The sequence below is a fragment of the Chromobacterium haemolyticum genome (genome assembly GCF_009936155.1).
In the GTDB taxonomy this organism is placed as follows: Bacteria; Pseudomonadota; Gammaproteobacteria; order Burkholderiales; family Chromobacteriaceae; genus Chromobacterium; species Chromobacterium haemolyticum.
In genome coordinates, this window is sequence record NZ_AP019312.1 from 3,799,765 (window position 1) to 3,813,936 (window position 14,172).

Genomic DNA, 14,172 nt, shown 5'->3' on the forward strand with positions numbered 1-14,172 from the left:
CCCCGCAAGGACCACCATGGAAATCGCCGGCTACAGTCTCGCCGCCCTGCTCATCGTCGCCGGTCTGGCCGGCACCATGCTGCCCATCATTCCAGGCCTGCCGCTGATGTTCGGCGGCTTGCTCCTGGCCGCCTGGCTGGACAACTTCAACCACCTGGGCGCGATCAGCCTGATCATCATGGCCCTGCTCACCGCGCTGGGTCTGGTGATAGATTTCTTCGCCGGCCTGCTTGGCGCAAAAGCCAGCGGCGCCAGCAGTCAGGCGTTGTGGGGCGCCTTCATCGGCGGCATCGTGGGCATGTTCTTCGGCCTGGCGGGCGTGCTGCTCGGCCCGCTGGTCGGCGCCGTCATCGGCGAGTTCATTGCTCGCAAGGATGCCTTTCAAGCAGGCAAAGTCGGCATCGGCACCTTCATCGGCTTCATCGTCGGCGCGGTGGCCAAGGTAGCCTGCGCTTTCGCCATGCTGGCCACGGCGGCGCTGGCGCTACTGTTCTAGCGGCCGGCTCCGCGGCCGCGCGGCTGGCCTAAACCGGGGGATTTGGTAGAATCCCGGTTTATCCCCTTCAATCCAGCGTGAATACCGATGGCACAATATGTAATGTCCATGCTCCGCGTGAGCAAGATCGTTCCGCCCAAGCGCCAGATCATCAAGGACATCTCTCTGTCCTTCTTCCCCGGCGCCAAGATCGGCCTGCTGGGCCTGAACGGCGCGGGTAAATCCACCGTGCTGCGCATCATGGCCGGCGCGGACAAAGAATACGAGGGCGAGGTGCAACACCTGGCCGGCGTCAAAATCGGCTACCTGCCGCAGGAACCGCAGCTGGACCCCGAAAAAACCGTGCGCGAGGAAGTGGAAAGCGGCATGGGCGACGTAATGGGCGCGCAAAAGCGCCTGGAAGAAGTATACGCCGCCTACGCTGAAGCGGACGCCGACTTCGATGCGCTGGCCGAAGAACAGGCCAAGCTGGAGGCCATCATCGCCGCCGGCGCCAACGACAACGTCGAACACCAGCTGGAAATCGCCGCCGACGCGCTACGCCTGCCGCCGTGGGACGCCAAGATCGGCCCGCTGTCCGGCGGCGAGAAGCGCCGCGTGGCGCTGTGCAAGCTGCTGCTGTCCAAGCCCGACATGCTGCTGCTGGACGAACCCACCAACCACCTGGACGCGGAATCGGTGGAATGGCTGGAGCAATTCCTGGTGCGCTTCCCCGGCACCGTGGTGGCCGTCACCCACGACCGCTACTTCCTGGACAATGCCGCCGAGTGGATTCTGGAACTGGACCGCGGCGAAGGCATTCCGTGGAAAGGCAATTACTCCAGCTGGCTCGAACAGAAGGAGGCCCGCCTGGCGCAGGAAGCCAAGAGCGAAGGCGCCCGCATGAAGGCGATGAAGCAGGAGCTGGAATGGGTGCGTCAGAACCCGAAAGGCCGCCAGGCCAAGTCCAAGGCGCGTTTGGCCCGTTTCGAAGAGCTGTCCAGCTACGAAACCCAAAAACGCAACGAGACCCAGGAAATCTTCATCCCCGTGGCCGAGCGCCTGGGCAATGAAGTCATCGAGTTCAAAGGCGTGTCCAAGGGCTTCGGCGACCGCCTGCTGATCGACAACCTGAGCTTTAAAGCTCCGCCGGGCGCCATCGTCGGCATCATCGGCCCCAACGGCGCCGGTAAATCGACCTTGTTCAAGATGATCGCCGGCAAAGAACAGCCGGACAGCGGCGAAGTCAGCATCGGCCAGACCGTGCAAATGGCCTTCGTCGAGCAGACCCGCGAGGGCCTGGACGGCGACAAGACCGTGTTCGAGGACGTAGCCGCCGGCGCCGACATTCTCACCGTCGGCAAATTCGAGATGTCCAGCCGCGCCTATCTCGGTCGCTTCAACTTCAAGGGCGCCGATCAGCAGAAGAAAGTGGGCATGCTTTCCGGCGGCGAACGCGGCCGCCTGCACCTGGCCAAAACCCTGCTCAAGGGCGGCAACGTGCTGCTGCTGGACGAACCGTCGAACGACCTTGACGTGGAAACCTTGCGCGCGCTGGAAGACGCCTTGCTGGAATACGCCGGCACCGTCTTCGTGATCTCCCACGACCGCTGGTTCCTGGACCGTATCGCCACCCATATTCTGGCGGCGGAAGGCGAGTCGCAATGGACCTTCTTCGACGGCAACTATCAGGAATACGAAGCCGACAAGAAGAAACGCCTGGGCGAGGAAGCCGCCAAGCCCAAGCGTATCCGCTACAAGCCGATCACCCGTTAAAACAAAGCCCGGGTTCTCCGGGCTTTTTTCATGCGCTCACAGCGTCTTCAGCCGTCCGCGGAACTCATCCAGCCGCTGGTAGCCCTTGGCCTGCATGATGGCGACCAGCTCCGCCTCGATACGATCGAAAGCGCTGACGCCCTCCTCGTGCAGGCAGGTGCCCACTTGCACCGCGGTGGCGCCGGCCAGGATGTGCATGAAGGCCTCGGCCCCGCTCTTCACGCCGCCGCAGCCGATCACATGCTTGTCGGCCAGCAGCACGGCGAACTCGCGCACATTGGCCAGCGCCGTCGGCAGCACGTAATCGCCTCCCAGGCCGCCCAGCCCGCCCTTGGGCTTGATCACCGCCGACTCGCTGTCCAGATCTATCACCAGGCCGTTGCCCACCGAGTTGATGCAGGTGACGAAGCGCAGCAGCGGGAAGGCGTTCAACACCGCGGCCATGGCGGCGAAGTGGGCCGGGTCGAAATACGGCGGCAGCTTGACGCCGAACGGCCGCGCATAGCGCCGGCTGATCGCCTCCAGGGCCTCGGCGCTGGCGGCGAAGTCATAACCCAACTGCGGCTTGCCCGGAAGATTGGGGCAGGACAGGTTCACCTCCGGCAGGCAGGGCAGCTTGAGCGCCGCCAGTTCGGTCAGGATGGTCAGGGTGTCGTCCAGCGTCATGCCGGACACGGACAGGAACAACGGTTTGGCGTCGTCGTAAGCCTGGGCGTAGTCCAGGTAATAACGGTAGCCCTCGTTGGGCAGGCCCATGGAGTTGATGCTGCCCAGCGCGGTGCGTCGGTAACGCGGCTCCGGATTGCCGGCGCGCGGTTCCAGCGTGCAACTCTTGGTCACCACCGCGCCGGCGGCGGAACGGCGCACCTGCTCCAGTTCCTCCCGCGTGCGGCAATAGACGCCGGAAGCGTTGAACAAGGGGCTGGACATCTTCATGCCCAACCAGGAAACGGATAGATTCAGCGACATCGCGCCCTCCGGCGAATTCATCTGCCGGCGATGATAGACGGAGGCGGTCCCAGCCATGCTGCGCCATGTCAAAACCCGCGCGGTCGCCGCAAAAAAACGGCCGCCCGAAAGGCGGCCGTCTCAAGGTCAAAATACCCTGCGCTTACATTTGCGACTGAATATAGTTCTGCTCGCCCACCATATCGATCAGGCGCAGCTGCTGCTCCAGCCAGTGAGCGTGATCGTTCTCGGTTTCTTCCAGCAACACCATCAGTTCCTGACGCGTCACGTAGTCCTTCACGCTCTCGCAGTGGGCCACCACTTTTTTCAACAGGTTGCCGACGCGGTATTCCACTTCCAGATCGCTGGCCAGCATCGCCCGCACGTTCTCGCCCACCACGATGGGCACGCGCTTGGCCACATTGGGCTTGCCTTGCAAGAACAGGGTGCGCGCGATCAGCACCCGCGCGTGCGAAAGCTCGTCCTCGCGTTCATGGTCGATGCGCTCGAACAGCTTGTGCAGACCGAAGTCCTTGTACATCTCGGCGTGGATGAAATACTGGTCCGCGGCGGATAGCTCTTCCGCCAGCAGTTCGTTCAGCAACTCGATGGTTTTGGGATCACCTTGCATAACGACCTCTTGTTGTTGTAGTTCAATGACGCCGGCTATCCGCCGGCGCGAACGGAATTCGCGAACCATTCATTCTAAGCTCTCAAGGCCACAGATGCACGCTGGCTTGATAAAACACGAACGACAACAGCCAAGCCAGGCTCACCGACCACGCCACCGCCATCGCGGTATAGGACTTGCTGCGCGACTCGCGGTACATCGCCGCCACCGTGGACAGGCAAGGCACGTAGATCAAGGTGAAGATCAGGAAACTCATCGCCGAACGCCAGTCCAGATGTTGCAGCAAGACAGCGCCCAGACCTGCCTCGGACACCCCGTAGATCACAGCCAGGCTGCCCAACAGAATCTCCTTGGCGATGAAACCGAACAGCAAGGCCGCCGCCAGTTCATGGCGAATGCCGATCGGGTCCAACACTGGAGCCAACAGGCCGCCCAAGACGTCGGCCAGCGTCTTGCCATCGCCGGCCGGCACATGAGTCAACAACCAGACCAACACCACCCCCAACAGGATGAAGCTGGAAGCCAGCTGCAGGAAGGCCCGCACCTCGCCCACCGCCCGGCCCAGCAAATGGCTCAAGCCGGGCAGCCGATACGGCGGCACTTCCAACAAGAAGGCTTCGCCCCCGGCGTAGCGACGCTTGAACACCCAAGCGGTGAACACCGCGACGGCGAAGCTCATCAGATAAAGCCCCATCAGCACCCACGGCGCCTGCGCCGCAGTGAACAGCAGCCCGGCGAAGAACACCACCACCTGCAGCCGCGCCGAGCACAGCGAGAACGGAATCACCAGCATGGTCAGCAGCCGCTGTTTGCGTTCGCGCATCACCCTGGTGCCCATGATGGCCGGCACATTGCAGCCAAAACCCATCAACTGCATCACGAAGCCGCGGCCATCCAGCCCCAATCGAGCCATAAAGGCATCGGTCAGATAGGCGGCGCGCGCCAGATAGCCGGAATCCTCCACCATCGCCATCAGTACGAAGAACACCAGCAAAATGGGCGCGAAGGTCAGTACCGTCGACACCCCCTGCCAGATCCCGTCCAGCGCCAGGCTCTGCACAATCTCAGGCAACGGCGCGAGCAAGGGCGCCAGCGCCTGCTCCTTGACCCAGTCCAGCCCGGCCCCGGCCAGCTCCTGCAAAGGCGTGCCGATCTGATAAGTCAGATTGAACAACAGCGCCATCAATGCGAAGAACAGCGGCAAGCCCAGCCACGGATGCATCAGCCAGTGGTCGATCTTTTCGGTCAGCCGCGCCGGCAGCATAGCCGGCAAGGCCCAGCAACCGTCCAGCAAGCGTTTGGCCTCCGCCATCGCCGCCTGGGTACCCGGTACCGCGTCCAGCCCCGCTCTCACGGCCGGAGCCTCGTCATTGGCCAGTCGGTTCAAACTCGCCATCAGCGGCGGCCAGCCTTGCATATGCCTGGCCGACACCAGCGATACCGGCGCACCCAGACGTTCCGACAAACACTCCACATCCAGGCTCACGCCCAGCGCCTTGGCCTCATCCGCCATATTCAGCACAACCTGGCAGTTGAGACCGCTGGCCAGCACCTGCAAGGCCAGCGGCAACTGCCGGTCCAGCTGGCTGGCGTTGAGCACCAGGATGGCGCCGTCGAAAGCGCTGGCCTGCAATACGTCGCGCACCACCGCCTCATCGTCGGAATAACCGGTCAGATCGTTGACGCCGGGCAGATCCACCAGTTCCACCATGTGGCCGCCCAACAGCAGGCGGGCGCTGCTCAATTCTATGGTCAGGCCCGGCCAGTTGCCGACGCGCTGCGACATGCCGGTGAGACGGTTGAACAAGGTGGACTTGCCGGTGTTAGGCAAGCCGATCAAGGCAAAGCGCTTCATGCCTCCATCCTCGCCAGGATGGAGCGCGCCAGGCTGCGGCGCAATAAAAAGCGGGTGGCGCCCACATCCAGCAGCAGCGGCCCGCCCAGCGGCGCCACCCTGCGCACGTAAAAACGGCTGCCTGGCGCCAGGCCAAAGGCGGCGACGCGGCGGAAGGCCTCTTCGGCCAGCTCCAGCCGCTCGACCACGCCGTGGCGGCCTGCGGGGAATGCATCCAGAGTCAACATGATGATCCGATCAAGAACGAGAATGGTTTGCATTAGTATATCCAGCCCATTCGCGTCGATCTGCGGCAAATCGCCGCAATTCCAGCCTCGCTTGACCTGTGTCAATGGCGCCCCGCTCTCGCCGCTACGCGCGGATTAGCCATAGCCGCATGCCGCGCTTGCGGTTAAAATCGCGGACAATCAATCGACAAGCTACGGGCCAAAGACAATGAGCATCAAATCGGACAAATGGATTCGCCGGATGGCGGACGAGTACAACATGATCGAACCCTTCGAGGCCAACCAGATCAAGATGGTGGATGGCCAGAAGGTGATCTCCTACGGTACCTCCAGTTACGGCTACGATATCCGCTGCGCCGACGAATTCAAGGTATTCACCAATATCAACAGCACCATCGTCGACCCTAAAAACTTCGACCCCAACTCCTTCGTGGAAGTCTCCGGCAAGGGCTATTGCATCATCCCGCCCAACAGCTTCGCGCTGGCTCGCACCGTCGAATATTTCCGCATTCCGCGCTCGGTGTTGACCGTATGCCTGGGCAAGTCCACTTACGCCCGTTGCGGCATCATCGTCAACGTCACCCCGTTCGAGCCGGAATGGGAAGGTTACGTAACCCTGGAGTTCTCCAACACCACGCCGCTACCGGCCAAAATCTACGCTAACGAGGGCGTGGCCCAGGTGCTGTTCTTCGAATCCGATGAAATCTGCGACGTGTCCTACAGTGACCGCGCCGGCAAATACATGGGCCAGGTGGGCGTGACGCTTCCGCGCCCCTGAACCGCTTCCCGCCTGCAAAAAAGGGATGGCCAAGCCATCCCTTTGTCATTTAAACAACGCCAAATCCGTCCTCGCAATTTCACCTTAATGTTCTAGGATAAACAGAGGGTTAGCTGACTTTCCCGGTTGGTCGGCCCTTGTACAGCAATTGATTTCTTCTTGGGGCGTAGCGGTTCCCCCTTGCCGTTGCGCCCCTTTTTTTATCTCCCTGCCCAATTGCCCTTCTTCCGGTTTCTTGCCATGATCTTCGCTTTGGCGAAGGGCGAAAATATGCCGGACATATATGATTTTTCCATTGAGACTTTAAACGGGCAGGCACTGCCGCTGGCGGGCTATCGCGGCAAAGTGCTGCTGTTGGTCAACACCGCCAGCGAATGCGGCTTCACCGCGCAATTGGGCGGCCTGGAACAACTGTACCAGCGCTACCGCGATCAAGGCCTGGAAATCATCGGCTTTCCCTGCAATCAATTCGGCGGCCAAGAACCGGGGAATGCTTCCGCCATCGGTCAGTTCTGTCAAAAGAACTTTGGCGTCAGTTTCGCCTTGTCCGCCAAGATTGATGTCAACGGAGCGAATGCGCATCCGCTATGGCGCTATCTCGCCGCCGCCAAGCCTGGTCTACTGGGCAGCCGGCGCATCAAATGGAATTTCACCAAGTTTTTGATCGATGGCGAGGGGCGCATCCGCGGGCGTTTCGCCCCCTACGTCAAGCCAGCGGCGCTGGAACGCGTGATCGAAAGCCTGCTGCCGACATCCGCCGCCTGAACCGAGTTCAGCTCAACTCGCCGGACACGTAGAACCAGCGGCCGTCCTCGCGCGCAAAGCGGCTGCGCTCGCGCATGCGCTCGGCCTTGCCGCTCACTTTGTAGCGCGCGGCAAACTCCACCCACCCTTCGGTGTCGGCCTCGGCGCCGGCCTCTGTCGCCAGTACCTCCAGGCCCAGCCATTTGACCACGCCGGCATCCGCGGCCAGGTCCAGCGCCTGCGGCCGGGTGCTTGGATGCCAACTCGCCAGCAGATACGCCTCGTCGCCGCGCGCGTAAGCGGTATAGCGCGAACGCATCAAGGCTTCCGCCGTGGGCGCAGGTTCGCCGCCCTCGCTCAGATAACGGCCGCAACAGACCGCGTAATCGCCGCCCAGTCCGCAGGGACAGCCGGCCGCGTCCGGCTTGGCTTTCTTGCCCATGTTCAAGCTCCCAAGGCCGGCAAGCCGTAGAGTTTGAGCAGGAAGTTAGTGAACGCGGGATCCGCCGGCTTGGGATTCATCTTGGGCCAGCGCCTCATCCACTCCCGTAAACGCTCATCCATCTTGGCTCGGAACGTATCCTGATCAATGCGCCCCGCCTCGCGCTCCACCGTCAGATAGCGGTACATGGCGAAGGTGTTGTCGTCGACGGGGTTGGCCCCCACCGCCTTGAGCCGGAATGCGCCCAACTGATCAGCAGCCGCCAGCCTGGTCAGTTCGCCGCTCTTGACCTTGTCTGCCAAACGGTTGGCCTCACGCAACAAAGCGTCCGACTTGGCGCTGGGCGCCGGAGCCGTCTGCTGCCGGCCCTTGGCCGGAGAGGAAGGATGCGAACTGATGGGCGCGCCCAGTTGTTGCAACGCGCTGCAAGCGGACAAGCTCAGGGCCATGGCGGCCCACAAGAAAAGACGTTTCATGCCGGGTATTCTACTCCTGTCCTGATTCGGCGCCGCCGCGCGGCGCGTTCTGCTGCGACCGCCTCGCCGGTGCCAATGTTCCGCCTCGCCAATGCAAAACAGCCTGACAAACGGATCTGTCAGGCTGTTTACGTTCTTGCCACGAGGCCGCGGCACGCTTATTCCGCGGCGTCGCCAGCGGGTTCGGCCGGAGCCGCAGCAGCCGGGGCCGGCTTGGGCGCGGACATTTGTTCCGCCGCCTTTTTCTCTTCCGCGCTCACCTCGCCCACCGGCTTGTTGGCCAGATCGAAACGCTTGCCGCCGCGCGCCAGTGACTTGACGTAGCGCGGCTTGCGACAGTGATTGGCCACTACGCGGGAGATCAGCGTCGAGTCGAACTGCGGCAAAGCCGCGATCAGGCTCTCATGGATGCCCAAGGCCAGCGGACGAAACTGGCGGAAAACGTCGAACTTGCTGTAGACATGATCCGCGATCATCTCGGTCTGCTTTTTCTTGGACAGACTTTGTACAGCGGACTTAAGTGCAGCACCGAGTGCCGTTTCAGTATTTGGCTTCATGAACTTCTATCTAGATCCATTGATGCAAAAGCAGCGCATGCTGCCTAATCAAGCGAAGCGCTGCAACCAGCCGCCCGACCAGCTTGACAGCCGGCGAAAAAATGACGACATCGTAATCAGGCTTGACCAACACGTGCAGACAAGACGTCTGCGCGCCGTGAAAAATCGCCGATCATGGCGGGTGTCCAGGAGCCATACCCAAGCGGCGCGGCCTACCAGGACGGGTATGCGGCCCCCGTACCCATCGGCCCGCCCTGCTTGCCGACGGCGAAGCCGAAGCCGACTTGACGGCAATGAATGAAAGCGCCAAGCGGAATCCTCCGGGCACTCCATAGCCGGGCTGGCGCTCACGAGGGTGGGAGAGTACTAAGTAATGCCCCTTTATGTCCAGCACTTGACGCCAATTGCGGCGTTTCCACCCCTATCCGTCTTTCTTTTGCCACTTTCCCCGCGCCAAACCGGCCTCCGGGCCTCAAACACGCTCTACGCGGCTCACAGGCAAGCGGCGGGAAAGCGGCGGTTCAAGCTGTCCCAATCCGTCGCCGCGTCCGGTCCGGCGCTCGCCACCACACAGGCGGCCAGCCGATTGCCCAGATCCACCGCATAATGCAGCGGCCAGCCGCTGGATAAACCGGCCAACAAACCGGCGCAATGCGCGTCGCCCGCGCCTATGGTATCCACCACCGACACTTGGTAGCCAGGCAGATGCCATGGCTCGTCGGTGCCCGGACAGACCCAGGCGCCATCCTGACCCAAGCGACAGATCAGCGTCAGTTTGTAGTCCTTGGCGAAACGCTGCGCAGCCGCCACCGGATCGCCCTGGCCGCACAATATGGCGATCTCGTCCCGGTTCAACGTCAATAAGGTTTCCGTGCCGCTCAAGCTGGACAGAAACGCCGGCTCCAGCAAGGCGACGCGCGGACCGGGGTCGATCACCCGCAACTGTTCCGACGGCAAGGCCAACAGCCAGGCGCGCAGAGCCCGCCCGCCTTCTCCCGCCAGTTCATAGCCGTTGGCGTACACCAAGGCGTCGGCGGGCAATGGCAACGCGTCCAGTTGCTCGCGACTCCACTCCCCTTCGCAGCCGGTGATGGAGATGAAGCTGCGCTCCCCGCTGGGCTCCACCATGGCCACGCACCAGCCATTGTCGCGATTCGCGTTGCGCAACAGCACCGGCAGTCCCAACTCCCGCATCGCCCGGTCTACCGCCGCGCCCCAGGGCCCGTTTCCCACCGGCATGCCGTTGATCACAGGAGCGTTCAACTGACACAGCGCCCTCGCCACATTGAAGGCGCAGCCGCCGATTTGGCGCTCCTGCTGCAAGGCCTCTACATCGCCGCCGCTTCGCGGCAGTTCCGGGAGAGTCAGCACCACATCCCCAACGGCGCCGCCCAAAGCCAGAATCGCCTTGATCGGATGATAACTTGGACACGGAATGGTCATGCGCGTCGCTCCTTCAGCAACAGATACAATCCATAAGCCAGCAAGCTGGTTCCAAAAGACACAAACAATCCAAGGCTGGAATCCGCGAAGACCCCCACCGCCAACGGACCGTCGACAAAGCCGGTCTTGCTCACCAGCAGACCGCAGGCGGCGCCCAGCAGCCAGCACAGCAACGGCCCGCCGCGGAAGGCCTGCCGCCCATCGCCGGACAAGGCCACATCGTCATAGCCTTGACGATGACGCAGCAGCAGGTAATCCAGTACGAACACCGCCTCCCAGGCCGCCAGGAACACGCCGCAAAACAGCAAGAAGGAAATGAAGGGCCCCAGGAAATCGCTGGATACGAACAAAACGTAAGCGGCGATCGCCAACACGATAAGCGCATTGATGGAAACCGCCTGTGCCTGCCTGACCTTGACGCCTATGGTCAACAAATTGAGGCTGGCAGAATACAGACTGAGCACCGCCATGGTCACGATGCCCGCGGTCGCGGTCAGCAGATAGGGCACCGCCATCCAGGCCGGCAGCACCGCGCCTATCTTGGCGATGGGATTGGCCGCGCTGGCCAGGTCTGGAATCTGCGCAGACAGCAGCACGCCGGTAAAAATCAGCAGCATCAAGGGCAGCGATGCCCCCGCCATCACCGCCCCGAAAATGCCGCCGTTGGATGAGCCGGACCGCTGGTAACGACTGTAGTCCGCGCCGGCGATCGCCCAACTAATGCCGGTGCCTGCGGCGATCACCGATACCGCCGGCCAGAAGCCGGTCAGCCAGTCGCCGTCCGGCCGCGCCATGATGGCGCCCCAGTTCGCAGTCGACGCCACGTACAGGATCACCACCAGAGTCATGCTGCCGAAAATCCGGCTCAACCAGCTTTGCATCCACACCACGGTTGCCTGTCCCAGCAGGCTGACCACGATGGTCAAACCGATGAACAAGAACAAACACACCGCGGTCAGCAGACGGCTCTCCGCTATGCCCAGCGCCTGGCACAGCGCCGCCAGCGTCAAAGCGCCGGTCACCACGTTGACCGCCTCCCACCCCATCAGATTGAACCAGCTGAAGGCGGTAGGCGCGGCGTTGCCGTGCAGTCCAAAGATGGCCCGCGACAAGGTCAGCGTGGAAGTGCGGCCGCGCCGGCCCGCGATGCTGGTCACCCCCACCAGGGCGAAACTGGCCACCCCCAGCGCCGCGGCCAGTAAAGACTGAAAGAAGGACAGCCCGAAGCTGGTGACGATGCCGCCGTAAACCACGCCCAGAATGCCGATATTGGCCGCCAGCCACACCCAGAACAACTCAACGGGCCGGCCCTTGCACTCGTGCTCCGGCACCAAATCTATACCTGAGTTCTCCAGTCGCCAGCCCTCTACTGCTTGTACATCGCTCATCTGCTCACCCCCTAAACCGCAATGCGCTCAAAGCCCGCGCGTAAGATTCGAAATCAACGCCATTCACTTTCCGGATGCGCTCCCGCCATTCGGCGGGCAACGCGTCCGCGCCTCGCAAGGCGCCGCATACCGCGGTGGCCATCGCGCCGATGGTGTCGGTGTCGCCGCCCAGATTGGCCGCCAGCACCGCGCAACGGCGTGGGTCGCCTTGCGCGCAATCCACTAAGGCCAAGGCGGTCGGCACCGACTCTATCGTGTCCATGCCGGCCCCCAGCGTGCGGTACAGCTCGGCAACCACGGCCGCATCGCCCCGCCCCCGCAAACGCGCCGCCAGTTCGAATCCCCAATCCAAACGCCGGCTCAGCAGAGGACTGAAAGTGGTGACGCGCTCCAGCTGCGCCTGCTCGGCGACCCCAGGCAGTTCTGCCTTGATGCAGGGCCAATCCGCCCCCTCCACCGCTCGGGACACAGCCCAAGCAATAGCCGCGGCGCCGGCCACCGCGATATCGGACTGATGGGTGGGGCTGCAGCTTAGCCGCACCGCATGAATAAAAGCCTCGCGGTTCCCGCTGGGCAATAAGCAGCCCAAGGGAGCCACTCGCATCGCCGCCCCGTTGGTAATGCCGTTGGCACCCAGCGAGTCGATGGACCGGCCGGACAAAATCGCCCTCAACGCGGCCTTCGAACTGGGTCCTAAAATGTTCTTGTTGAAGGCGTCGACGCACTCGGCCCAAGCGATGATGTTGGCGGCGATGCGCTCCGGCTCAACCGCGCCGTCGGCGGCAATCAAGGCGTCCATCAAGGCAATGGCCTGCTGGGTGTCGTCGGTGAATTCCCCGGCGACAAACTCGGAAGCGGCGAAGTTCTCGGCAGGGCCGGGCAGGAAGTTGTCGATCCAACCAAAGAACGTCTGCACCTGCCGTTGCGGCCACAGCTCGGAAGGCATGCCCATCGCATCTCCCACCGCCTGCCCGTAAAGAGCCCCAAGAATGGACTGGTAGCCCTTGCTAATCATTGTCAAACCACTTCTCTCCGCCTGGATGCCAACGCCGAAGTCCGTTTAAGGCCCTGCTTATGGTCTGCTGCAAGCGAGCGATACGGCGCTGAAAACGGCTTCAAAATACTCATGTACCGTCTGTACACTCCGCTTTTTCAGCCGTTTTCGCCTTGTCTTGCCCTTGCTCGCGAGATCGTAAACACGTTCTAAGGACTTTGATTGGCATCGTATGATAAGTCCAATGCAAATCCAATAGCACATAACCATACTATTGATCAGGGAAGCATGCCAGAAAGCTTGAGCCGCTCTCCCCATGCCTTCCGGCATTGATTTAGACTGGAACGCGCACGCACAGGAGCTTTCATACGATATGAGCGATATTCTGGAATGCTTGGTCGCCAGCCTACGGCAGCCTGGCACTATGCCGCGTTATCTGATGATCGCCGACGCGCTGGAACAAGCCATCCGGCGACATCAGTTGGCCGAAGGGACTTTCCTGCCGACAGAGCGGCTGATGGCGGAAAAACTGGGGCTGTCGCGCGTCACGATCAGCAAAGCGATGGCGGAGCTGGAGCGCAAGCGGCTGATCACGCGCCAGCAAGGCCAAGGAACACGCGTCGCGCAGGCTTTCCTCTACTCGCTCAATGACAAAGGTGGCTTCACCGAGCAAGTGCTGCGCAGCGGCGGCAGCGTGGCCAATCAATGGCTGCTGCGGCAGCGTGAACGCGCGCCGGCCGCCATCGCCGGTCTGCTGCGGCTGCCCGCCGGCGCGGACATCGCCAAGCTACGCCGCCTGCGGATGATGGACGGCACGCCGGCTGCGCTGGAGACCACCTACATCCCGCTGACCTATTTGCCGGAGCCGGAGCGTCTCGAACACTCGCTCTACCAGTGGTGGGAACAGCATGGCGTGGAAATCGGCCATAAGCACTTCCGCCTGGCCTCCTGCCCGGCAGACCCAGACAGCGCCGCCCTATTGCATGTCCAGACCGGTACGCCGCTGCTGCGCATCCAGCAGACTAGTTTGAACTCGGCGGAACAGGTATTGGAATTCAGCGAAGTTTTGTGCCGCAGCGATCTCTATGAATTCGAGGTGCGGCTTTAAGAGAGACCGAAAAAAACCCGCCCAGCGCCTGGCTGTGCGGGTCGTTTTCGTCTCGTGGACGGTTTGCCATAGTGGTGCCCCGGGCCGGAATCGAACCGGCACGACCGAAGTCGAGGGATTTTAAGTCCCTTGTGTCTACCAATTTCACCACCGGGGCGGGCAAAGAGACGGCGATTCTATCCCAGAGCCGGCCCGCTGGCAAACAGGGATGGCGATCAAAGCCGTGGCACGCCGCTACGGAGAACTGCGGACTTGATTCCAATCCGGGATATAAAGAGAAAAAACCACTCTGAGCTTGGCGATTACGAGTGCGGGCCAAACAAAGCAAAA

15 protein-coding genes and 1 tRNA gene are annotated in these 14,172 nt (G+C 62.2%); 5 read left to right on the forward strand and 11 right to left on the reverse strand.

Annotated elements, in window-relative coordinates:
- Nucleotides 1–16 precede the first annotated feature (16 nt).
- A complete protein-coding gene (locus GYH29_RS17330) occupies nucleotides 17–496 on the forward strand; it encodes a DUF456 domain-containing protein (RefSeq protein WP_019100492.1) in 480 nt (159 codons plus the stop codon).
- 87 nt (nucleotides 497–583) lie between these two features.
- Nucleotides 584–2,251 carry an energy-dependent translational throttle protein EttA gene (gene ettA, locus GYH29_RS17335; RefSeq protein WP_039753826.1) on the forward strand — a complete coding sequence of 556 codons (1,668 nt, stop codon included), beginning with the start codon at nucleotides 584–586 and terminating at the stop codon, nucleotides 2,249–2,251.
- A 36-nt stretch (nucleotides 2,252–2,287) separates the two neighbouring features.
- On the opposite strand, the gene GYH29_RS17340 is transcribed toward ettA, so the two are convergent.
- The 4 genes from GYH29_RS17340 to GYH29_RS17355 form a co-directional block, all read right to left on the reverse strand.
- Nucleotides 2,288–3,220 (reverse strand): dihydroorotate oxidase, encoded by a 933-nt coding sequence (locus tag GYH29_RS17340; protein WP_052052005.1) that lies wholly within the window; start codon nucleotides 3,218–3,220, stop codon nucleotides 2,288–2,290.
- Nucleotides 3,221–3,362: 142 nt separating this feature from the next.
- Entirely contained in the window at nucleotides 3,363–3,830 is a 468-nt protein-coding gene (gene bfr / locus GYH29_RS17345) for a bacterioferritin (RefSeq protein ID WP_043591049.1), read from the reverse strand.
- A gap of 82 nt (nucleotides 3,831–3,912) precedes the next feature.
- Entirely contained in the window at nucleotides 3,913–5,685 is a 1,773-nt protein-coding gene (gene feoB, locus GYH29_RS17350; protein ID WP_043590983.1) for a ferrous iron transport protein B, read from the reverse strand.
- Nucleotides 5,682–5,945 carry a FeoA family protein gene (locus tag GYH29_RS17355; RefSeq protein ID WP_043590981.1) on the reverse strand — a complete coding sequence of 88 codons (264 nt, stop codon included), beginning with the start codon at nucleotides 5,943–5,945 and terminating at the stop codon, nucleotides 5,682–5,684. Before GYH29_RS17355 ends, feoB begins: the two co-directional genes overlap by 4 nt.
- A 175-nt stretch (nucleotides 5,946–6,120) precedes the next feature.
- Between GYH29_RS17355 and dcd the strand changes: the two genes are divergently transcribed.
- Both dcd and GYH29_RS17365 read left to right on the forward strand, forming a co-directional pair.
- Nucleotides 6,121–6,690 carry a dCTP deaminase gene (gene dcd, locus GYH29_RS17360; RefSeq protein WP_019100498.1) on the forward strand — a complete coding sequence of 190 codons (570 nt, stop codon included), beginning with the start codon at nucleotides 6,121–6,123 and terminating at the stop codon, nucleotides 6,688–6,690.
- Between the two features lie 270 nt (nucleotides 6,691–6,960).
- Nucleotides 6,961–7,455 carry a glutathione peroxidase gene (locus GYH29_RS17365; RefSeq protein ID WP_039753837.1) on the forward strand — a complete coding sequence of 165 codons (495 nt, stop codon included), beginning with the start codon at nucleotides 6,961–6,963 and terminating at the stop codon, nucleotides 7,453–7,455.
- A 7-nt stretch (nucleotides 7,456–7,462) separates the two neighbouring features.
- Here the strand turns inward: GYH29_RS17365 and GYH29_RS17370 are convergent, their stop codons facing one another.
- From GYH29_RS17370 to GYH29_RS17395, 6 genes are all read right to left on the reverse strand, one after another.
- Nucleotides 7,463–7,876, reverse strand: a complete 414-nt coding sequence (locus GYH29_RS17370; protein ID WP_019100500.1) for a YchJ family protein — start codon at nucleotides 7,874–7,876, stop codon at nucleotides 7,463–7,465.
- A gap of 2 nt (nucleotides 7,877–7,878) precedes the next feature.
- On the reverse strand, nucleotides 7,879–8,352 hold the full coding sequence (locus GYH29_RS17375) for a putative periplasmic lipoprotein (RefSeq protein WP_019100501.1): 474 nt from the start codon (nucleotides 8,350–8,352) through the stop codon (nucleotides 7,879–7,881).
- A 158-nt stretch (nucleotides 8,353–8,510) separates the two neighbouring features.
- Nucleotides 8,511–8,909, reverse strand: a complete 399-nt coding sequence (locus GYH29_RS17380; RefSeq protein ID WP_039753830.1) for a ProQ/FINO family protein — start codon at nucleotides 8,907–8,909, stop codon at nucleotides 8,511–8,513.
- A 492-nt stretch (nucleotides 8,910–9,401) separates the two neighbouring features.
- Nucleotides 9,402–10,352, reverse strand: a complete 951-nt coding sequence (locus tag GYH29_RS17385) for a PfkB family carbohydrate kinase (RefSeq protein WP_019100503.1) — start codon at nucleotides 10,350–10,352, stop codon at nucleotides 9,402–9,404.
- Complete coding sequence (locus GYH29_RS17390) at nucleotides 10,349–11,740, reverse strand: purine-cytosine permease family protein (protein ID WP_161524181.1); 1,392 nt, start codon at nucleotides 11,738–11,740, stop codon at nucleotides 10,349–10,351. The genes GYH29_RS17385 and GYH29_RS17390 overlap by 4 nt, the downstream gene beginning before the upstream one ends.
- Before the next feature lie 4 nt (nucleotides 11,741–11,744).
- A complete protein-coding gene (locus GYH29_RS17395) occupies nucleotides 11,745–12,755 on the reverse strand; it encodes an ADP-ribosylglycohydrolase family protein (protein WP_161524182.1) in 1,011 nt (336 codons plus the stop codon).
- Nucleotides 12,756–13,107: 352 nt separating this feature from the next.
- Between GYH29_RS17395 and GYH29_RS17400 the strand changes: the two genes are divergently transcribed.
- The gene (locus tag GYH29_RS17400) at nucleotides 13,108–13,842 is read left to right on the forward strand and encodes a GntR family transcriptional regulator (protein WP_161524183.1); all 735 of its coding nucleotides are present in this window, start codon (nucleotides 13,108–13,110) and stop codon (nucleotides 13,840–13,842) included.
- Between the two features lie 72 nt (nucleotides 13,843–13,914).
- Here GYH29_RS17400 and GYH29_RS17405 read toward each other — a convergent pair.
- Nucleotides 13,915–13,999, reverse strand: a tRNA-Leu gene (locus tag GYH29_RS17405).
- Nucleotides 14,000–14,172 lie beyond the last annotated feature (173 nt).

What these genes read in the sequence shown, in the direction of transcription:
- GYH29_RS17395 (WP_161524182.1), bottom strand. Translation starts at nt 12,755, where the DNA reads ATGATTAGCAAGGGCTACCAGTCCATTCTTGGGGCTCTTTACGGGCAG.
- GYH29_RS17400 (WP_161524183.1), top strand. Translation starts at nt 13,108, where the DNA reads ATGAGCGATATTCTGGAATGCTTGGTCGCCAGCCTACGGCAGCCTGGC.
- GYH29_RS17330 (WP_019100492.1), top strand. Translation starts at nt 17, where the DNA reads ATGGAAATCGCCGGCTACAGTCTCGCCGCCCTGCTCATCGTCGCCGGT.
- bfr (WP_043591049.1), bottom strand. Translation starts at nt 3,830, where the DNA reads ATGCAAGGTGATCCCAAAACCATCGAGTTGCTGAACGAACTGCTGGCG.
- GYH29_RS17370 (WP_019100500.1), bottom strand. Translation starts at nt 7,876, where the DNA reads ATGGGCAAGAAAGCCAAGCCGGACGCGGCCGGCTGTCCCTGCGGACTG.
- dcd (WP_019100498.1), top strand. Translation starts at nt 6,121, where the DNA reads ATGAGCATCAAATCGGACAAATGGATTCGCCGGATGGCGGACGAGTAC.
- GYH29_RS17355 (WP_043590981.1), bottom strand. Translation starts at nt 5,945, where the DNA reads ATGCAAACCATTCTCGTTCTTGATCGGATCATCATGTTGACTCTGGAT.
- feoB (WP_043590983.1), bottom strand. Translation starts at nt 5,685, where the DNA reads ATGAAGCGCTTTGCCTTGATCGGCTTGCCTAACACCGGCAAGTCCACC.
- GYH29_RS17390 (WP_161524181.1), bottom strand. Translation starts at nt 11,740, where the DNA reads ATGAGCGATGTACAAGCAGTAGAGGGCTGGCGACTGGAGAACTCAGGT.
- GYH29_RS17375 (WP_019100501.1), bottom strand. Translation starts at nt 8,352, where the DNA reads ATGAAACGTCTTTTCTTGTGGGCCGCCATGGCCCTGAGCTTGTCCGCT.
- GYH29_RS17340 (WP_052052005.1), bottom strand. Translation starts at nt 3,220, where the DNA reads ATGTCGCTGAATCTATCCGTTTCCTGGTTGGGCATGAAGATGTCCAGC.
- GYH29_RS17380 (WP_039753830.1), bottom strand. Translation starts at nt 8,909, where the DNA reads ATGAAGCCAAATACTGAAACGGCACTCGGTGCTGCACTTAAGTCCGCT.
- GYH29_RS17385 (WP_019100503.1), bottom strand. Translation starts at nt 10,352, where the DNA reads ATGACCATTCCGTGTCCAAGTTATCATCCGATCAAGGCGATTCTGGCT.
- ettA (WP_039753826.1), top strand. Translation starts at nt 584, where the DNA reads ATGGCACAATATGTAATGTCCATGCTCCGCGTGAGCAAGATCGTTCCG.
- GYH29_RS17365 (WP_039753837.1), top strand. Translation starts at nt 6,961, where the DNA reads ATGCCGGACATATATGATTTTTCCATTGAGACTTTAAACGGGCAGGCA.